This window comes from Mycobacterium sp. smrl_JER01 (assembly GCF_048513595.2).
Classification (GTDB): Bacteria; Actinomycetota; Actinomycetes; order Mycobacteriales; family Mycobacteriaceae; genus Mycobacterium.
On the sequence record NZ_JBLXXK020000001.1, the window covers coordinates 2,442,161 to 2,459,500 of the forward strand.

21 protein-coding genes are annotated in these 17,340 nt (G+C 65.5%); 6 read left to right on the top strand and 15 right to left on the bottom strand.

The genetic code is table 11. From position 1 onward, the window contains the following. Positions 1-4: 4 nt before the first annotated feature. Genes aftC through ACNUDN_RS11580 form a run of 3 tightly spaced genes read right to left on the bottom strand, consistent with a single transcriptional unit; the run spans position 5 to position 3,716 of the window. Positions 5-1,279 (bottom strand): arabinofuranan 3-O-arabinosyltransferase, encoded by a 1,275-nt coding sequence (gene aftC, locus ACNUDN_RS11570; RefSeq protein ID WP_419122070.1) that lies wholly within the window; start codon positions 1,277-1,279, stop codon positions 5-7. A gap of 35 nt (positions 1,280-1,314) precedes the next feature. Further along, on the bottom strand, positions 1,315-2,874 hold the full coding sequence (locus ACNUDN_RS11575) for an alpha/beta fold hydrolase (RefSeq protein WP_419122071.1): 1,560 nt from the start codon (positions 2,872-2,874) through the stop codon (positions 1,315-1,317). A 53-nt stretch (positions 2,875-2,927) separates the two neighbouring features. Continuing rightward, positions 2,928-3,716, bottom strand: a complete 789-nt coding sequence (locus tag ACNUDN_RS11580) for a pyrimidine reductase family protein (protein WP_419122072.1) — start codon at positions 3,714-3,716, stop codon at positions 2,928-2,930. A gap of 34 nt (positions 3,717-3,750) precedes the next feature. Between ACNUDN_RS11580 and zapE the strand changes: the two genes are divergently transcribed. Continuing rightward, on the top strand, positions 3,751-4,788 hold the full coding sequence (gene zapE / locus ACNUDN_RS11585; RefSeq protein ID WP_419122073.1) for a cell division protein ZapE: 1,038 nt from the start codon (positions 3,751-3,753) through the stop codon (positions 4,786-4,788). On the opposite strand, the gene ACNUDN_RS11590 is transcribed toward zapE, so the two are convergent. The 7 genes from ACNUDN_RS11590 to ACNUDN_RS11620 form a co-directional block, all read right to left on the bottom strand. After that, positions 4,764-5,300, bottom strand: a complete 537-nt coding sequence (locus ACNUDN_RS11590; RefSeq protein WP_419122074.1) for a GNAT family N-acetyltransferase — start codon at positions 5,298-5,300, stop codon at positions 4,764-4,766. The two genes, zapE and ACNUDN_RS11590, sit on opposite strands and share 25 nt — an antisense overlap. Then, a complete protein-coding gene (locus tag ACNUDN_RS11595; RefSeq protein ID WP_419122075.1) occupies positions 5,285-5,779 on the bottom strand; it encodes a hypothetical protein in 495 nt (164 codons plus the stop codon). Before ACNUDN_RS11595 ends, ACNUDN_RS11590 begins: the two co-directional genes overlap by 16 nt. 92 nt (positions 5,780-5,871) lie before the next feature. Continuing rightward, positions 5,872-6,297: a PPOX class F420-dependent oxidoreductase gene (locus ACNUDN_RS11600; protein ID WP_431959888.1), complete on the bottom strand. Its 426-nt coding sequence runs from the start codon at positions 6,295-6,297 to the stop codon at positions 5,872-5,874. A gap of 28 nt (positions 6,298-6,325) precedes the next feature. Then, entirely contained in the window at positions 6,326-6,925 is a 600-nt protein-coding gene (locus tag ACNUDN_RS11605) for a methylated-DNA--[protein]-cysteine S-methyltransferase (RefSeq protein ID WP_419122077.1), read from the bottom strand. Between the two features lie 5 nt (positions 6,926-6,930). Continuing rightward, positions 6,931-7,413: an RNA polymerase sigma factor gene (locus ACNUDN_RS11610; RefSeq protein ID WP_419122078.1), complete on the bottom strand. Its 483-nt coding sequence runs from the start codon at positions 7,411-7,413 to the stop codon at positions 6,931-6,933. Between the two features lie 48 nt (positions 7,414-7,461). Further along, the gene (locus ACNUDN_RS11615; protein ID WP_419122079.1) at positions 7,462-8,184 is read right to left on the bottom strand and encodes a Clp protease N-terminal domain-containing protein; all 723 of its coding nucleotides are present in this window, start codon (positions 8,182-8,184) and stop codon (positions 7,462-7,464) included. Positions 8,185-8,233: 49 nt separating this feature from the next. Then, a complete protein-coding gene (locus tag ACNUDN_RS11620) occupies positions 8,234-8,713 on the bottom strand; it encodes an SRPBCC family protein (RefSeq protein ID WP_431959891.1) in 480 nt (159 codons plus the stop codon). A gap of 77 nt (positions 8,714-8,790) precedes the next feature. Between ACNUDN_RS11620 and ACNUDN_RS11625 the strand changes: the two genes are divergently transcribed. After that, positions 8,791-9,144: a helix-turn-helix transcriptional regulator gene (locus ACNUDN_RS11625; protein WP_419125120.1), complete on the top strand. Its 354-nt coding sequence runs from the start codon at positions 8,791-8,793 to the stop codon at positions 9,142-9,144. Between the two features lie 67 nt (positions 9,145-9,211). Here the strand turns inward: ACNUDN_RS11625 and ACNUDN_RS11630 are convergent, their stop codons facing one another. The 5 genes from ACNUDN_RS11630 to ACNUDN_RS11650 form a co-directional block, all read right to left on the bottom strand. Beyond that, entirely contained in the window at positions 9,212-9,634 is a 423-nt protein-coding gene (locus tag ACNUDN_RS11630) for a hypothetical protein (protein WP_419122081.1), read from the bottom strand. A 307-nt stretch (positions 9,635-9,941) separates the two neighbouring features. After that, complete coding sequence (locus tag ACNUDN_RS11635) at positions 9,942-10,142, bottom strand: three-helix bundle dimerization domain-containing protein (RefSeq protein ID WP_419122082.1); 201 nt, start codon at positions 10,140-10,142, stop codon at positions 9,942-9,944. Between the two features lie 94 nt (positions 10,143-10,236). Continuing rightward, a complete protein-coding gene (locus ACNUDN_RS11640; protein ID WP_419125121.1) occupies positions 10,237-10,530 on the bottom strand; it encodes a hypothetical protein in 294 nt (97 codons plus the stop codon). A 109-nt stretch (positions 10,531-10,639) separates the two neighbouring features. Next, entirely contained in the window at positions 10,640-11,032 is a 393-nt protein-coding gene (locus ACNUDN_RS11645; protein WP_419122083.1) for a hypothetical protein, read from the bottom strand. 173 nt (positions 11,033-11,205) lie between these two features. Next, positions 11,206-12,348 (bottom strand): amidohydrolase family protein, encoded by a 1,143-nt coding sequence (locus ACNUDN_RS11650; RefSeq protein WP_419122084.1) that lies wholly within the window; start codon positions 12,346-12,348, stop codon positions 11,206-11,208. Positions 12,349-13,391: 1,043 nt separating this feature from the next. Between ACNUDN_RS11650 and ACNUDN_RS11655 the strand changes: the two genes are divergently transcribed. The 4 genes from ACNUDN_RS11655 to ACNUDN_RS11670 all read left to right on the top strand — a co-directional run bounded on the left by ACNUDN_RS11655 (position 13,392) and on the right by ACNUDN_RS11670 (position 17,340). Beyond that, complete coding sequence (locus tag ACNUDN_RS11655; RefSeq protein ID WP_419122085.1) at positions 13,392-14,525, top strand: tyrosine-type recombinase/integrase; 1,134 nt, start codon at positions 13,392-13,394, stop codon at positions 14,523-14,525. Positions 14,526-15,099: 574 nt separating this feature from the next. Beyond that, positions 15,100-15,345, top strand: a complete 246-nt coding sequence (locus tag ACNUDN_RS11660; RefSeq protein ID WP_419122086.1) for an excisionase family DNA-binding protein — start codon at positions 15,100-15,102, stop codon at positions 15,343-15,345. Between the two features lie 280 nt (positions 15,346-15,625). Then, positions 15,626-15,961, top strand: a complete 336-nt coding sequence (locus ACNUDN_RS11665) for a DUF2742 domain-containing protein (protein WP_419122087.1) — start codon at positions 15,626-15,628, stop codon at positions 15,959-15,961. Next, positions 15,958-17,340 carry a DUF3631 domain-containing protein gene (locus tag ACNUDN_RS11670; RefSeq protein ID WP_419122088.1) on the top strand — a complete coding sequence of 461 codons (1,383 nt, stop codon included), beginning with the start codon at positions 15,958-15,960 and terminating at the stop codon, positions 17,338-17,340. The genes ACNUDN_RS11665 and ACNUDN_RS11670 overlap by 4 nt, the downstream gene beginning before the upstream one ends.

Consider the following 17,340-nt stretch of genomic DNA (forward strand, 5'->3'; position numbering starts at 1 on the left):
CAGGCTACTCGGCTGATGTTGCCGCGCGAGGCTGTGTGAGCCACGGCGGATCGATGCCCTCGTCGAGGCGGCCGTCCTCCTTGGCGTCCAGGTAGCGGAACAGCAGGACCGAGAACACCACCACCACCATGAGCGACCAGCCGTAGGTGATCTTCAGATACTCGAAGGCGCGGCCGGTGCTGGGCAACTGCCAGAGCAACCAGCGGTCCATGGTCAGGAATCCGTAGGCGGCCAGCCAGGCCACCCAGTTGCGGATCACCGAGTTCGGCAGCACCACCGTCATCAGGAACGGGAACAGTGCGATCGAGTAGTAGCCCTGTCCCAGCGACAGCACCAGCCACGACGTGGTCAGCAGCACCCCCGACGAGGTCAGCATCCAGAAGAGCGGATCCCGGGTCCGGTAGTAGCGGTAGAGCAGCCACAACGCGACCGCGCCCAGCACCACGAACAGCACGCGCAACGACATGATGAGCCACATCGGCAGGCCGTAATAGACGCCGTTGCCCAGGATCGAGCTGTTGAAGTAGTCGCGCGTCGACATGATGTACGGCACGGTGCGGGTGATGAAGTTCATCGGGTCGCTGATCAGCGGCCACGCCGCGAGGTTGAACGCCAGCGGAACCAGGAAGGCCGCCAGCAGCGCGCGCCACTGCCGGTTGAGCAGCGGCAGCAGCAGCAACGGCGCCAACAACGGTTTGACGACCAGCGTCAGCCCGATGCTGACCCCCGCCCACCATTCATGGTGTCGCTTGCCAGGCTGATCGGCACTGAGCAGCCAGCGCAAGAACAGCACCTCCAACAGCAGGATGACACCGTTGATGTTGGCGAAAACCAATGTGTTGGTGACGCTTTCGGTACAGAACATGGCCAGCAGCAGCGCCGGTGCCGCGACCGAGCTGAGCGTGAACTTGAACAGGCGCAACAGGAAGTACCCGGCGAGGATGATCGCGACGGTGTTGAAGAAGATGAACCAGTTGCGGGACGCGACCTCGGGAAGGTAGCCGAACGGGGCGATGATCAACGTTCCGCCGGGTGGATACAGGTAGTGCGGATCGACGTGGCTGAAGTCCTCGTTGTAGATGTCCCAGCCGAATTTGAAGTTGATGACCGCGCGGTAGATCGGGGCGAAGTCGTCGGTGATGTAGCGGTTGAACACCAGGATGTAGCTGCGGTGGATCACCGCCATGATCGCCAGCGGCCACAGAATCGCGCGGAGTACCGACGCCGTGGTGGGAGCAGTGGTGCGGGGCCGGAAAGCGGTCAGGACAAGATCACGCACGCCCCGCACCGTACCTCAGGGGTCAGCCGAAACCGTCAGGCCGGGCAGTACGTGTCGGTCGGGGGCAGTTCGCCGGTCTTGAGGTATTCGATCGCCGGGGGCAACGCACACGGGGAGTAGATCGTCGCGCCGTGTCCGATGCCCTGCCACATCACCCGCCGGTTCGCTGAGCCGGCGTTGATCGCGGTGGCCGCGACCGCGGCGACGCCTTCGTTGCCGACGATCGGGTTGTCGGCCACGCCCAGCAGCAGGGTCGGGACGGTGAGATCGCTGGGCTCCTTGGGCACGGTGCCACTGGGCCAGTTGAGGCACTTCACCATGTCGAGCGCGCCGACGGTGCCGAACTGCGGGTACATCCTGTCCCAGGCGACCACGAGTTCCCGTACCCGGTCGGGGGTGGGGCGATTGAGTGCGTCGCTGCAGGTGTTGACGAACTGGCCGTCGGTCTGGCGCAGGGTCTCGGCCTGGTTGATGAGGTTGTTCAGCCGGTTGGTGTTGCCGGTGCGGGCATCGGAGATGGCGAGCGCGAGCTCGTTGGCGGTGTCGATGCGTCCACCGCGCGGGTACCCGAGCGCGGTCGAAATGGCGTCGGCGACGGCGGCCACCGACGCACCGCCGGGTCCTCGGCCTTCGCGCGCGGCGGTCAGCAGCTCGTCGACCGCGGCTTTCGGGTCGGGGCCGAGCGGGCAGTTGGTGGCCAGGCACTGCGTGGCCCAGGCGTCGAGGGCGGCCTGCTCACCCTTGACCCGTTGTTCGGTGGCGGCTTCGGCGGAGATGCCGAGTGGCAGAGGCGAGTCCAGCAACAGGCGGGCCACCTTGCTGGGGTGCGATCCGGCGTAGGCGAGCGCCACTTGGGCGCCGTTGCCGATACCGAGGAGCGCCAGCGCGGGGACGTCCCAGGTGGTCCGTAGGCGTTCGATGTCCTCGGCGGCGTGCACGTTGTCGTAGGCCGAGTCACCGGGGGCGATGGTGTCGGTGCAGCTGGTCGTCGCGGTCATCGTGACCGCACCGAGGTTGGCCACCGGATCGTCGCCGGGCTGGAACTGCGCCTGCTCGAACATCTCCTGCCGGTCGAACAGGTCCCGGCAGTCCAGAGCACCCGACATCCCGATGCCGCGGCGGTCCACCGCCACGATGGGGTGGCTCTTGAGCACGTCGGCGCCCGCACGTGAGAGCCAGGTCGGCAGCTGAACCGACGACGGCAGGTCCGATCCGGTGGTCAGCACCAGCGGCCCGGCGTCGGCGGGGGTTTCCACCGAGGTGGCGCGGACGACGCCGATGCTGACGGTTCCGGTGGCGCCGTTGATCGGGTCGAGGTCGGCGTCGTAGCTGGCGCAGTCGAGTTTCACCCCGGGCAGCGCGGGCACGGCTGCCGACGAGAACACGCGGGCGGTGCAGTCGCGCCACGCGAGGTCGTTCTTGGGGGCTTCGACGGCCGGCGGTCCGGCGGCTTGATCGGTGGTCTCCGGTGCACCCTGTGGGCCTGCGCCCGAGTCGGTGGCGAAGCGCGGGTTGGCGGCCAGGCCGGGCGAGCAGGCCGTCAGCGGGAGCACGACGGCCATCGACAACACGACAGCCGGCACCAGTCGACGCATGGTGACCACAGTACTGACCGGTACGGGTCGGATTCCGCGGCGGACCGGCGGGCTCAGGGCCTACGTCCGAGCCGGTCTCGGACGTAGCGCAGATACAGGTAGCCGTGGTCGTCGGTGAGTGCGTGCAGCAGCGCCATGCGGTGTCGCACTTCCCCCGGTCCGGTGACCACGCGCCCGGATGCGCCTCCCACCAGCGTCGGGGACAGGGTCAGGCACAGCTCGTCGAGCAGGTCCTGCTCGGTGAGCATGCCGAGAACACCGGGACCGCCCTCGGTGAGGACGCGCACCAGCCCACGCTCGGCGAGCCGGTCGAGCGCGGTGCGCAGATCCACCGTGTCCGTCTGCGGGCCGGACGCGTCGAGCACCTCGGCCAGCGTTCCCAACCGGCGCCTGGTCTGGCCGGCCACGTCGGTGCAGGTCAGGATCAGCGGGGCCACCTCGGTGTGGTGGAACAGTGCGGCGTCGGGATCGAGCAACCCCGTCCGGGTGAGCACCGCGATCGGCGGTACCTCGGCTTGCCCCCGGCTCTGCCGTTCCAGTCTCTCGGCGGCGCCGAGCCGCACACCGGAGTAGTTCTCCACCCGAACCGTGGCGGCACCGACCACGATCACGTCGGCGAGTTCGCGCAGCATGGTGAACAACGCGCGGTCTCCGTCGCCGCCCAGCAGGCCGGATTTGCCGCCGCTGGTGGCGCCGCCGTCGGCCGAGGCGATCATGTTGCCGCGCACCCAGCACGATCGCAGTCCGGTGAGGTAGCCGTAGTGCGCCGCCACAGCCGCGGGGTCGAGTTCTCCGATGCGGCCCAACATTGTGAACTGCGTCCCGTCACCGTCGCCGGACATACGCAGAATCACAGCACGCCGTTAAGGTGCCTGCATGCACGGGTCCGATCATGTCGCGCATCTGGTGGACCGACAGCCCAGCGTCACCCCGGAACGATTGATCGCTCAGCTGATCCCGCCACCGACGTTCGCCGACGTCAGTTTCGACAGTTACCGTCCCGATCCGGCCGAGCCGTCGCAGGCCGCGGCGGTGCAGACCTGTCGGCAGTTCTGCGAACAGGCCGGCCAGCGCCGGGCGGGTAAGAAGAAGCTGTTCGGTAAGCGTGAAGTGCTGCCCGGGGTGGGGGTGTACCTCGACGGCGGATTCGGTGTCGGCAAGACGCACCTGCTGGCCTCGTCGTACTACGCGGTCGAGGGCAGGAAGGCGTTCGCGACGTTCGGTGAGCTGACTCAGTTGGCCGGTGTGTTCGGATTCCTGGAGTGCATCGAGCTGCTGTCCGAGTACGTACTGGTGTGCATCGACGAGTTCGAACTCGACGATCCGGGCAACACGACGTTGATCTCGCGGCTGCTGTCGGCCCTGGTCGAGCGTGGGGTGTCGGTGGCGGCCACGTCGAACACGCTGCCCGAGCAACTCGGTGAGGGGCGTTTCGCCGCGCAGGACTTCCTGCGCGAAATCAACACGCTGGCAGCGATGTTCACCACGGTGCGCATCGAAGGTCCCGATTACCGGCATCGAGACCTGCCGCCGGCGCCGGAGCCGCCGAGCGACGCCGATGTGGCGGCGTGGGCGCAAGACGTGCAGGATGCGACGCTCGATGACTTCGATGCGCTGTGCGCGCACCTGGCGACGATGCACCCGTCGCGCTACCTGACGCTGATCGAGGGGGTGACGCAGGTGTTCATCACCGGGGTGCATCCGATCGACGACCAGAATGTCGCGTTGCGCCTGGTGTCGCTGACCGACCGGCTCTACGACGCAGGGATTCCCGTGGTCGCGTCGGGCACCAAGCTCGACACCATCTTCAGTGCGGAGATGCTCGAGGGCGGGTTCCGCAAGAAGTACCTGAGGGCGACGTCGCGACTGTTGGCGTTGACCGCCGCCGGTCAGGCGGGCCGCACCATCACGTAGTCCTGCTCGACGTGGGCACCGAGGCGGAAGGTCTTGGTGCCGGTGACGGCGAAGCCGTGTTTGGCGTAGAAGCGCTGCGCGCGCCGATTGAGTTGGTTCACGCCCAGCCAGACCGACGCCGCGCCGTGCTCCCAGGCATGCTGCAGCGCCGCGGTCATCAGCGCCGCCGAGGCGCCCGCCCCGTGCACCTGGGGCAGCACGTACATCTTCGACAGCTCCACGGTCGGACGCACGGTGACCGCCGCTGTGACATCAGGGTCATCGGGCACCCCGCGGACCATCATGGCGTAGCCCACGATTCGGCCATCCTCGACTGCGGTCAGGACGGTGCGATCGGGGTCGGCGAGATAACGGCCGAACCGCTCGCCGGACAGGTTCTCGGTGATGAACGCGGCGACATCGGCCGGCTCGGCGGTCGGCGGGCAGGCCAGCGGGAACGTGCGCGCCGCGACGTCGGCGAGTTCGTCGAGCCGCGTCGCCTCGGCCGGGCCGATTGTCAGGCCACGTTCCATTGCGCGAGGCGCAGTCCGCTGATCTTGTCCAGGAGGACGACGTTGGACACCAGATCCCGGTAGCAGTCCCACCACACACCGCCGGTGAAGGTCTGGCCGACGGCGGCGCGCTGCATCATGTGTTGCAGGGCGTCGGGGGCGTCGCTGTTACGAGACTCGTAGGCGTCGCCGGTCGGGGTGACTCCTCGGAACGAGAACGTGATCGCCATCGCGTACGGCGTCGGAAGCTGAACCGGAGTGATCGTGACATCGGCGCGGAACACCTGGTTACGCGGAGCACGCGGCGGATAGCCGAAGCCCGGCGGGGGAGCCGACGGCACGATGTTGTTCACCGAGACATCGGCGATCAAGCCCTTGTACTCGACGCGCAGCGTGTCACCGAGCCGTCCGATCGGGATGCCGGCCGCCGAAGCCGTCGGTGCGACGACACCGCCGAGTGTTGCCAGGGTGGCGGTCAGGAGCACGAGCCAGCGACGCATGCAAGGCATGATCGCACACCCGTGGGGGGCGCTGGATGGTCTTGGCCGTCAGGCTGGATGGTCTTGGCCGTCAGGCTGGATGGTCTCGGCCGTCAGGAGGCCCAGGGTCCGAGTCCACCGACATTGTCGACGCGGACCCGGGTCAGGTAGCCGGGTGGGGCGTCCGGGGGCGGGAACTGCGTGCCGGGGGCGGCCAGGGTGGTGACCAGTTCGGCGAGCAGTTCGGGCGCGCCGCCTTCGACGACGCGCGCGGTGCCGTAGACGGTCAGATAGGGCCGCATCGCGCCGGTGACGGCGCCCGGCGGGACGATGGTGATCGCCACCCGCGGGTCGCGCCGCACATTGCGCAGCTTCTTGTAGTCCGCCAGGTGTGCAGAGACCAACTCGTCGCCGTCGGGCGTGGACTGCAGGGCCATCCAGACCAGGGACACGTGCGGGCTGCCGTCGGGGTTGACGGTCACGAGCGTGGCGTCGGCCCCGTTTCCGATCAGCGTGCGGGCGGCGTCGTTGAGTTTCATGCCACGTTCTACCGCGGGGTGGGCGAATTCATTCCCGCGCTGCGCGGCCGGATTCCAGGGCCAGCAGAGCGGATTTGGCGTGGCTGCCGCCGACGTAGTGCCCGGTGGTGCCGTCCGAGCGCACCACCCGATGGCAGGGGATGACCACGGGCAGCGGATTGTGCCCGCAGGCGGTGCCCACCGCCCGCACGGCGCGGGGGCTTCCGATGGCGGCGGCCACCTGCGAGTAGCTCTGCCGCTGGCCGTATCCGATGGCCCGCAGGTGCTCGACCACGCTGCGCCGGAAGCCGGCGGTGAGTCGGAGGTCGATGGCAACGTCAAAGTCGGTGCGGCGCTTGCCGAAGTATTCGTCGAGTTGGCGCGCGGCGGTGTCCAAGCGGGCCGGCGCGTGCAGGATGCGGGGGCTGACCGCGGTCGCGAGTTGGGCCAGCACGGCATCGTGGACTTCGATGTCGAAGGCCACCCGCACCAGACCTACCGGCGTGGCGGCCAGCAGCAGGCGGCCGACCGGGGAGTCGAGCGTGCGGTACCCGACGTCGAGCAGTCCGGCGGTGTCGGCGGCGTCGGCGAGTCGGTCGTGCAGCCGACTCAGTGCGGCCCCGTCGTCGATGGGTGTATCGAACATCATGTCGCTCACTGTGTTTCGTCCTTCCGATAGTGCGTCCGGAGAGCCTTCACACCGTCCGAGGACGCTCTGCGTGCGGCTGCGGGGGTGGTGCCGAGGATGGTGGCGATCTCGGTGAAGGGCAGGCCGGCAATGTGGTGGTAGGCCACGGCCTGACGCTGCTTGGCGGGCAGCCGCTGTAGTGCCGTCCACAGATCCGGGTCGCGGGTGGCCGGATCGGCCCCCGGGTCGGCGCGGTCGGGAACCGAGTCGACGGGGATGGCGCGACGGGTTCGGGCCCGTCCGGCGTCCAGCGCGCGCCGGTGCGCGATGGTGACCAGCCACGCCTCCACGTTGGCGTCTTCGGACAGTGCGGGGTAGGCCCGAAGAGCCGACAGGAACGTCTCGGACCAGGCGTCCTCAGCGTCGGCGGGGCCGACAACGGCGCGGCAGACCCGCAGCACCGTGGCGCCGTGGCGCGCCACCACCTCTTCGAACGGTCGCACCTTCACATCATGAAGACGCCCGACCGGGCCCGGATGTGAGGTCGCGGTGTCGGGTCACTTTCCGGCGAGTGCCGCCAGTGCTTCGCGCAGTTCGCGCTCGAAGCGGTCCCAGTCGATGCCGAGCCCGTGCAGCACCCCGTCGTCGTCCTCTTCTTCGTAGAGGGCCAACAGCAGATGTTCGGTGCCAACGTAGTTGTGGCCCAGGCGAAGTGCTTGTCGGAATGTCAGCTCCAGCGCCTTTCTGGCGCGGGTGTCGAACGGGACCAACGCGGGCACGCTGTCGACCCTGGGGGGTAGCGTGATGCGTCCGGCGATGCCCGCGATGTCGATGCCCTGGCCGGCGACCAGGCGTGCGGCCAGGCCGGTCGGGTCGGCGAACAGACCGAGAAGCAGGTGGACGGGCAGGATCTCGGCATTGCCGGCGTCGTGTGCCTTGTTCTGGGCCTCGACGATCGCCGTGCGGGCGCGGTCGGTGAAGCGGCTGAATCCGGCTTCGGGATCGAGGGCGGCGGTGTCGGTGGGGCTTTTGGGGACGAACCGTTTCTGGGCGGCCTGTTTGGTCACGCCCATGCATCTGCCGATGTCGGTCCAGGATGCGCCGGAGCGGCGCGCCTGATCGACGAAGTGCCCGATCAGGTGGTCAGCAACCTCGCCGAGGGCTTCGGCGGCCAACACTGCGTCGGTCAACTGGTCGAGGGGTTCGTCGTGGACGCGCGTGATCACCTCGATGAGGTCATCGAGTCGGACGGGATGGCTGATCTTGGCGGTGTCGCTCATGCGTCAACCATAGGTTGACGTCAGCGCATCGTCAACTGTCGGTTGACGATCAGGGGTGTGGGTAGCCCCGACGTACCGTGCGGTCGAGGATGCCCAGGGTGGCCCGCAGCGCGAGTTCGGAGACCACCGGGAAGATGTCGGCGGCGCGCCAGTGCTCGTCGATGTCGGACCAGTCGTAAAACGACGTGACCAGCGTTCCCTGCTCGGCGGGCTCCAACCGGTAGCCGTAGACGTGCCCGATCGGCGGCTTGATCTGGCCCAGGATGGTCCACGCGATCAGGCGGTCCGCCTCGAACTGGGTGATCCGCACGGTCACGTCGTAGCGACCCAGCTCGGGATAGTCGTTGAGCGCTTCGCGATCCATGTGGACGACGAAGGTGTCTCCCACGGCCTGCGCCGGTTCGCCGTCGGCGTCCTGCAGCATGCCGGTGGCGTCGATGGCCACGTGCCCCTGTGGGTCACAGAGAACGGCGAAGATGTCGGCGGCGGGAGCGGCGATGGACCGGGAGATCTCGATTCGTTCGGTCATCGTTCGATGGTGTCATGCGAGTGGGATGGATCACTCCGGTGTTTCGTTCTGCGCGAAATCCGGGAATCCGGCCGGCGATGAAGGGCGACGATCACACCAAGATGCAGCCGCGGATGTTGCGGCGCGCGTTGGACTTCATTCATGGCAATTCCCAGTACGACATCACCATCCGGGACATTGCCGCTGCCGCCGACGTGACGCCGCGGGCCATCCAGTACGCGTTCCGCGATCACCTGGACGCCACCCCGCTGGAGTATCTGCGCAGGGTTCGGCTGGAACGCGCGCACCGGGAGCTGAAGTCGGCCGATCCGGCGCACGACACGGTCACCTCGATCGCGGGGCGGTGCGGGTTCAGTCATCCCGGTCGGTTCAGCAGCGCCTACAAAGAGGTCTTCGGTACCGAACCGAGCCGAACGTTGCGCAGTTCGTGAAGCGCTTGCGCTGGTGTGAGGCCATCGACCGCGGTGGCCGTCGATTTGGAGGCGTCGCCACCAGGGCTCACATCGGCGTGAAGCCGGCTCCGTTGAACTTGCCGGGCTGCCAGCCCTCGGCGCCCATGCACACCAGTGGACGTCCGTCCGGTGCTTGGGCCGACGACTGCGGTTTCGGGCACGGTGTGCCGATCTCCCGCACGCCGAACAGTTCGTAGCTGATCTGCCAGAACCCCGTGTAGACCGGTGGCCACTGGTTCGGAACCCATCGGCACTGCATCGCCTGGCCGCCGGGTCCGCGTCCGAAGGTGAACTGATCCATGTTGGTGCAGGGCGCGGTCAGGCGGGCCTCGTAGTTCATCCCCGGCACGTCGGTGGCGTAGCGGCCCGGGGTGTCCGGATACATGGGTCCGGGTTCGGCGGAGGCGGCGGGTGCTGCGCACACGGCGGCAGCAGCGAACGCGGCTGCTGCCAGTACTTCGCGGATCATGTTCCACCCCTACGTCGTCGCAAACCGTACCGGCGTACCGAGAACAGTAGCGGGTGGGGTGGTGGCGTCGTGAGCTTTCGAGCCGATGGTCATCCCGCGCGGGTGATTCCCTGACCGGGACCTGGACGGTCGGGCGCCGATGCGAATCGAGGCGACAAACGATCTCGGCCCGCCACCCGGGGGGTTGGTGGCGGGCCGAGCGAATCGGGTTCGTCCTCGTTCGGTTCTCAAGCGAACACCGTTGACGGTATGCACCGAACCTGAGAACGACCTGATAGACAGTTAGGTCTCTGCTTCGAAAACGAGGTCAGCCGCCGAGTTGGATCAACTCGGCGGTCGCGTTTCGCTCCACGAACAGCGGGACGAAATCGCGGATGGGACGACCCTCGAAGCGCGCGTACTGTTCCTGCACGATCTCGGCTACCCGGGCCGGTTCCAGCCGAGCATGGGCATCGGCCAGCCGCAGTGCAAGCTGATCGATGATCTGCTGTTCACTCAACGCGATCACGGCGTGCAGCGTGCCGGTTGTCCAGGCGAAACGTCAATTTCTGCGGGGGGCGTGTGGCCAACGTCAAGCGCGGCCACCGCCGTGATGCAACCCGCTAGCGCATCTTGAGGACCGACGCCGGCACCCAATGGGTCACCGGGTCCTTCGCGCTGCCGTGTCTGATCCGGTAGGTCACCAGCCCCCACCACCGGCCCTGTTCGCTCAGCCCCCAACAGGCCAGGGTGCCGTCGACCACGGAGTCCATCTGCAAACCCAGCGGGTGATATCTGCCTTCGCAGTGCGGCTCTCGGGGAAACAGCGCGATCAGATCGACAAGGACGGCACGTGGAGGGTGGACGCGGCGGAAGACGGGGCGCAGCGGCTGGCCGCCGTGCCCGATCCGCTGCATTGCCACCTATCGATCATATGTTCGATAGGTGGTGGCGGATGCGGCTCCCGCGAATCGCCGTCGAAGGGGGGCACGGCGGGATCGGATGCGCTGTCGCGGCGCTTCGGTCTCACCCCGGCGGGGACGGGGGCGCGCCGGCCTGGTCCTCGGCGACGGAGGTGTCTCGGCTGCGCAGCTCGTAGTGCTCCTGTGCGGCCTGCCAGTGCGCGTCGGCGCGTTCCTGCAGTCCAGCGGGGTCGGCGCCGCCTTCCATGACGACGCGCTGCAGTGCGTTGGCGGCGCGCTCGTGCACGTGCGCCACCTCGCCGTGTCTGAGCGTTGCGGCCCGGTGCGCCTCGCGGGCACGCGCCTCGGCCTCGTCGGCGTGACGCCGGGCTTCTTGTAGCGACTCTGGTGTGGGTCTGCTGCCGGCGGCCAGGTCCAGGCGTCGTTGCTGCAATTGGCGGGCCCGCTCCGCGGCTCTGGCGGCACGCTCGGCCGGGCTCGGAGCAGAGGCTTCCATCCGCGGTACCTCCTACGTGCCCACACTGGTGAACTCGAAGGAGCGCATTTTATCTCGGTGTGGAGCGCGTTGCCGACGATCGTCGGCGCGGTCCTGGACTTCATGCTGCGTGCTGCGATCGACCGCGACGCCGCAGGGGACCGTTCGCCTGTTTGCAGCGTCGGACGGATGCGTCACACCGTTATGCCGAGCAGTTTCTCTGCATTTCGGAACGCGATTTTGTCCTTGGTCTCGCGTGGCAGGTCCACTGCCCGAAACCAGTCGGTCCCTTCCTTCATGTTTGCAAATGGGTAGTCGGTCGCAAACATCACTCGATCCACACTGATGTACTTCAGCAAGAGATGAAGTAGTTCATCCTGGAAGAATGCGCTGGTTGTGTACCAGAAATTGTCATCGAAGTATTGCGCGAGAGGTTTGTTGAGCGAACCTTCGGTCGACTCTCCCAAATCATTCACGATACGCTCGTAATAGAACGGAAGGCCCTCGCCCATGTGGCCGATAATCATCTGCAGTCGAGGGAATCTATCGAACACCCCGGTCATGATTAGTCGAAGTGACTGGGTAAGCACTTCTTGGTGCCAACCATATCCTGAACCACTGAGAATGTAATCCTGATGCTCGTCATTATATCCTGGGCGCTCAATACTGTAGTAAATATCAAAGACCTCTTTGGGTGGGAAACCCGGATGCAGGTATATCGGAACCTCAAGTGCCTCGGCGCGCGCCAGAACGGGCTCGAAATCCTGGTGGTCGAGGAACTTGGTGCCGACGAACCCGTTGGTCATGGCACCCACGAAGCCGTCTTCGCGCACGGCGCGCTCCAATTCGTCCGCAGATGCCTCGGGATCCTGCAGGGGCAGGGTCGCATAGGCCTGGTAGCGCCCTGGATAGGTGGTCATCGGACCATTGGCGATCATCTTGTTGAGACGATACGCAAAATCGTTGCCCTCCTGACCGGCGAGATCCTGCACGCCCGGCGTATGTGCGGAGAGGACTTGAACATTGATGCCCGCCTCGTCCATTGCGCCGATGCGCCTAGGACCGAGGTCGGCAAGACCTGTTTCCTGGAGGTACTCCGCGTGGTCATCGTTAAATGCGTTCAGTGCAATCAGCTCATCGGTGGTATAGGTCTCTTCGGTGCCGATAAATGGCAGGTCTTGGTCTCGCGACGAGATGTCCGCATTCTCTGTCGCGGGATCATTGGATGTGGTGGCACACGCGGACAATCCGGCACCCACACCCAGCGCAGCCGCGCCGCCGAGAAAGTTGCGGCGTCCCATCAAAAATCTCTCTACGGGTTTTGGGCTCATCTTCATATCAGTTTCTGCTCCGATATCACGTGTTCGAGTCTGGTGCAGCTATCTCGGCGGCGAGGCTCCCATGTGATGCTAAAAAGTCTCTGCTAAACGAGGGTCATGGCCACATCATGCTGATTAAAAATGCCAGTGTCACGGGGGATAACCTCCCGTGTCATGGCGGATAACCTCCATGCATTCGCGAATGTTGCGGCCCGCTATCGGGTAGGGGACTGTCGGCGGGCATGAAAAACCGCCATCGGCGGACGTGATGACTCACTCATGGGGCTCAGAGGCGCTGCGATCGGCGCGTTGGTCGAGCGAAAAGCTGCGCATACCATGCTCGTTCACCTGCCGCGTTGAGAATGGTGCGGTGTGAGTAGCCACCCGAAAACGGCCCGCCCTCGGCGGCTGCGGCGCGTTTGTCGACGCACACGAGGGACTCGCGGATGCGATTGTTGCCGCCGTCAGCTCGGCCCGCTCGGCGCGGTTGAGACCCGGTAGCTGTCCGGCATCGATCAGTTCCTGATTGTGCCTGCCGTAGATCGTCGGACCGGTAGCGATCCAGATTTTGGGGGCGGCCTCAGCCGCCGCACCAGCCCCTCGCGGCGGAACCCCACGGAATGAAGGCCTCGGCACCGACACGTGTGCATCACCGGAGAGCTCCGGCGTTGCATCCATCGTGTAGCTGGTTGGTGACCGTCACAGGGGCAGTTGGTTTAGTCGCGATCCCGGAGAAGGTGGGATTCAGAGCGGGTTGCGGCCAAAACTCGATTTCAGATTCTGGGGACGCGCCGAGCCCTCGATGGGAGCGTGGGGCGCGGCCTCCTCCATTCGGTGGCCGCGACGGTAATCGCAGAAATGCCGGTTGAACTGCAAGAACTCTGGTGCGCGATACTGGGATTGAACCAGTTTCATTGGTGGGCCGGTGTGGAGTTGTCTGACCTGTGCAGAAAGCCTCTGAACTGGCGACACGCATGACAGTAACGCTGGAGCTAAGCGGAAGCAAGTACCACCTGAGGTAGTTTCTTATTGCGCGTTTATTGCGCGGATGGGAGACGACAGTGACGCAAGCCAAGTCGCGGCAGCGCCGCAAGTTCGGACGGATCAGGCAGTTCAAGTCAGGCCGCTGGCAAGCGTCGTACACCGGACCCGACGCCAACGTCTACATCGCACCAAAGACGTTCGATGCGAAAGTCGACGCCGAAGCCTGGCTGACCGACCGGCGCCGCGAGATCGACCGCGAACTCTGGTCCCCAGCCAGCGGACAAGAGGAACGACCCTCGGCCACGTTCGGCGACTACGCCGAGGGATGGCTGAAGCAGCGCGGCATCAAGGACCGCACCCGCGAGCACTACCGCAAACTGCTCGACAACCACATCCTGCCGACATTCGCCGACGCTGAACTGCGAGACATCGCCGCCGATGCCGTGCGCCGCTGGTACGCCACCACCGCGGTCGGAACCCCAACTATGCGCGCCCACGCCTACTCACTTCTGCGGGCCATCATGCACACTGCCCTAGCCGACGACCTGGTCGATAGCAACCCATGCCGCATCGCGGGAGCGTCAACCGCTCGGCGCGTCCACAAGATCAGACCTGCCACTCTCGGCGAACTGGAGACGATCACCAACGCCATGCCCGACACGTACAAGACGTTTATCCTCATGGCGTCCTGGCTGGCGATGAGGTTCGGGGAACTGACTGAGTTGCGTCGCAAGGATGTCGACCTCGACGATGAGGTGGTGCGAGTGCGGCGGGCCGTCGTCCGAGCAGGCGATGACTTTAAGGTGACGACACCGAAAAGCGATGCAGGCGTGCGAGACATCAGCATCCCGCCGCACCTCATCCCGGTAATCGAGGATCACCTCGACCGCCGCGTACAACCAGGGAAGAACGCGCTGCTGTTTCCCTCGGTCGGCGACCCCGAACGCCACCTGGCGCCGAGCGCCCTCTACCGCATGTTCTACACCGCCCGCGCGAAGGCTGGCCGCGAGGATCTCAGGGTGCACGACCTGCGTCACTCCGGCGCTGTCCTCGCGGCGGCGACTGGAGCGACACTCGCGGAACTCATGGGCAGACTTGGACACTCGACCCCACAAGCCGCACTGAAGTACCAGCACATCGCGGGCGGTCGCGACCGTGAGATCGCAGCGCTGCTATCGAAGATCGCCGAGAATGGGGGAGGCGCCTTGTGAGCGATCCGATCCGATACATGGTTGTGTGTCTTCACCCCGAGGAGAAGCGGCGGTACTTCATCGCCGATATCGACGATGGCCGATTGATAGACGGCCGAATTCGTTGGGACCTCTACCGCGGCGGCTTCTCTACGTCACTTCGCCCAACGAATAAGTTGGGTTCGCGCATAAGGATTCCCTTCGAATGCGGGAGTTCTAGTTGCGCTTTGAACGCATCCCTGCAGGAGACGAGTCTCCCCGAGCTGTTGGACAAAATTGGGCCGCATCGGAATCTGTTTCCGGTCGAGGATGTGCCGATTTACCAACCGCCCACCCCGGACCAGATTGAAGAGTTGTTTTCAAGTGGGCTAGAGCCGGGTCCAGGTGTTGTGGTGGGAAACGAACGGCGCCACGTCATCCGGCTATCGGAGTGGTGCAACTTTGTCGGGGCGCTGAGAGATCGCGGTCGGCGATAACTTTCCGCTTGGCGCGTCGGGCGTGAATATGACGCACTTTGGTGTACCGTGGTTCCTGCTCGTCTCCGGCAACCCGGGTTGGATGGCATCAGTTCTCGATGCCAAAGGACATACCGGGAATGGCCAACGCAACGCCACCTTCGAGGGCTCGCCGCTCTCGTGACACATCCAACCGAGCTGAACGCCCGCTTCGGCGCTACTGCAAGATCAACGAAGCTGCCGAATACCTCGGAGTAACCACCCGTACCATTCGCGCGATGATCGCCGACGGGCGGTTGACGGGCTACCGCAGTGGCAATCGCCTTGTGCGCGTTGACCTCAATGAGATCGACGACGCCATGCGGCCGTTCGGTGGTGCCGCCTGATGACGCAACGAAAAAGGCCTGCCCCCCGCCAAGGAAACAGGCCCTCATCGATCACCACCGATGACGCCAAGTCTACCGTCTTGCACAAGATTTTCGGGCACGCCCCGCACGAGCCGTTAACTCGGGAAGACCGCGCAGACATCGACGTGATCGTGGCGGCGGTCGAACGAGGGTTTCGAATTGCCGTCAGGTGCCAGGTCTGTGGGCATTGGCTGTCTAATCCACGGTCAGTCAAAGCGTTCATGGGAGCGCGCTGCGCCGCGCGTCAGGCGGTGGCGAAATGAGTGAACGGTCTTTTGCTCTTGCATCCCAACAGGTCTCGTGGTCTGACGTCCATGCGTTCGTGCTCCCGAAGCTGACTCAGGTGGGCGACTGGCCCATGGTGGGATCACCTGCGTGGTGCGAACTTGACGACCGTGACCGCGTCAAGTGGGCCAGTGTCCTCGACGCCGGCCAGCATTGGGCACTCCGGGTTGAGTATCTGCAGCAGGTGGAGTGCGAAGCCTCGCATGAGATCTCGGCGGCAGTGGACTGGGCGAAGCATGCCAGCTTCATCAAGACGAGGGCAGACTATTTCGCGGCCCGTCCCTGGTTGGCTCGGAGGATCGCCCGATGAGCGCTGACACCATCCGGTCAGAGTTTGAGCAGTCCTCCGAGAACCTCTCAAGCGGCACAGTTCCCGGTTCCGGGAACCACGACAGAACCGGGACCGGCACCGGGTCCGAGGTCCTCAACGCAGTCGAAACCTTCCTCGCGCGATTCGTCGCCTACCCCAGCACGCACGCGCTTGTTGCTCATGTGCTGTGGATTGTGCACTGCTGGTTCATAGATGCGTGGGAATCGACCCCACGCATCGCCTTCCTCTCTCCGGAGCCGGGTAGTGGTAAGTCCCGCGCCCTGGAGGTGAGTGAGCCTCTTGTGCCGCGGCCGGTGCACGCGGTCAACACGACACCGGCGTACCTGTTCCGCAAGGTGTCCGACGAGGCCGGCCGCCCCACGATCTTGTACGACGAGATCGACACGGTGTTCGGTCCGAAAGCCAAGGACAACGAGGACATCCGCGGCATGTTGAACGCCGGGCATCGCAAGGGCGCCACAGCGGGACGTTGTGTGATGCGCGGCAAGGTCGTCGAAACGGAGGAATTGCCCGCCTATTGCGCGGTCGCGCTCGCCGGCCTCGACGATCTGCCGGACACGATCATGACGAGGGCTGTGGTGGTTCGTATGCGCCGACGGGCACCCAACGAACAGATCGAGCCGTGGCGGCTACGGGTCAACGGTGCTGAAGCTGAGAAACTCAGCAACCGGTTGGCCGAGTGGTCCCTCAGCGTGGCTGACGAACTCACCGGTGACTTCTGGCCCGATATGCCGCCCGAGGTTGTCGACCGGGACGCCGACGTGTGGGAGGCCCTGCTCGCCGTCGCCAACCTTGCCGGCGGAGACTGGCCGCGCCGCGCGCGTGAAGCGGCTGTAGCACTTGTAGCAGCTTCTAAGCAGAGGGCTCCCAGCGTCGGAGTCCTCCTGCTACGCGACATCCGGGCCGCCTTTGCTGCTGCTGATCTTGATTCTTTAACCACCGAGCAGCTGTTGCTGAACCTCAATCAGATGGAGGAGTCGCCCTGGTCAAGCATCCGCCGCGGGGACCCACTCGACAGCCGTGGACTGTCCCAGCGACTTGGCAAGTACGGCATCAGTTCCAAACTCCACGTGAGCGAACGTGGCATCCGCGGCTACACGCGCACCCAGTTCGAAGACGCATGGTCGCGGTACCTCCCTCCTGAACCTGCTACATCCGCTACAGCCGCTACCGGCGGTGCACCTGATGTAGCAGATGTAGCAGATGTAGCAGATGCGTCGGGTCCCACCCTGGAGTTATTTCCCGATCGCAGGAAAACTCCAATTCCTCTCGTCACCGGGCCGGGCCGGTGCGCCGAGTGCGGGTGTCACATCGAAACGCAAGGCCACAAGCCCGAATGTCAAGCGGGTGCAGCGTGA

Excerpts from the sequence above, each read along its gene's own strand:
- ACNUDN_RS11575 (WP_419122071.1), bottom strand. The coding sequence starts at position 2,874 with ATGCGTCGACTGGTGCCGGCTGTCGTGTTGTCGATGGCCGTCGTGCTC.
- ACNUDN_RS11580 (WP_419122072.1), bottom strand. The coding sequence starts at position 3,716 with ATGTCCGGCGACGGTGACGGGACGCAGTTCACAATGTTGGGCCGCATC.
- zapE (WP_419122073.1), top strand. The coding sequence starts at position 3,751 with ATGCACGGGTCCGATCATGTCGCGCATCTGGTGGACCGACAGCCCAGC.
- ACNUDN_RS11590 (WP_419122074.1), bottom strand. The coding sequence starts at position 5,300 with ATGGAACGTGGCCTGACAATCGGCCCGGCCGAGGCGACGCGGCTCGAC.
- ACNUDN_RS11595 (WP_419122075.1), bottom strand. The coding sequence starts at position 5,779 with ATGCGTCGCTGGCTCGTGCTCCTGACCGCCACCCTGGCAACACTCGGC.
- ACNUDN_RS11600 (WP_431959888.1), bottom strand. The coding sequence starts at position 6,297 with ATGAAACTCAACGACGCCGCCCGCACGCTGATCGGAAACGGGGCCGAC.
- ACNUDN_RS11605 (WP_419122077.1), bottom strand. The coding sequence starts at position 6,925 with ATGATGTTCGATACACCCATCGACGACGGGGCCGCACTGAGTCGGCTG.
- ACNUDN_RS11615 (WP_419122079.1), bottom strand. The coding sequence starts at position 8,184 with ATGAGCGACACCGCCAAGATCAGCCATCCCGTCCGACTCGATGACCTC.
- ACNUDN_RS11620 (WP_431959891.1), bottom strand. The coding sequence starts at position 8,713 with ATGACCGAACGAATCGAGATCTCCCGGTCCATCGCCGCTCCCGCCGCC.
- ACNUDN_RS11625 (WP_419125120.1), top strand. The coding sequence starts at position 8,791 with ATGAAGGGCGACGATCACACCAAGATGCAGCCGCGGATGTTGCGGCGC.
- ACNUDN_RS11630 (WP_419122081.1), bottom strand. The coding sequence starts at position 9,634 with ATGATCCGCGAAGTACTGGCAGCAGCCGCGTTCGCTGCTGCCGCCGTG.
- ACNUDN_RS11640 (WP_419125121.1), bottom strand. The coding sequence starts at position 10,530 with ATGCAGCGGATCGGGCACGGCGGCCAGCCGCTGCGCCCCGTCTTCCGC.
- ACNUDN_RS11645 (WP_419122083.1), bottom strand. The coding sequence starts at position 11,032 with ATGGAAGCCTCTGCTCCGAGCCCGGCCGAGCGTGCCGCCAGAGCCGCG.
- ACNUDN_RS11650 (WP_419122084.1), bottom strand. The coding sequence starts at position 12,348 with ATGAAGATGAGCCCAAAACCCGTAGAGAGATTTTTGATGGGACGCCGC.
- ACNUDN_RS11660 (WP_419122086.1), top strand. The coding sequence starts at position 15,100 with ATGGCCAACGCAACGCCACCTTCGAGGGCTCGCCGCTCTCGTGACACA.
- ACNUDN_RS11665 (WP_419122087.1), top strand. The coding sequence starts at position 15,626 with ATGAGTGAACGGTCTTTTGCTCTTGCATCCCAACAGGTCTCGTGGTCT.
- ACNUDN_RS11670 (WP_419122088.1), top strand. The coding sequence starts at position 15,958 with ATGAGCGCTGACACCATCCGGTCAGAGTTTGAGCAGTCCTCCGAGAAC.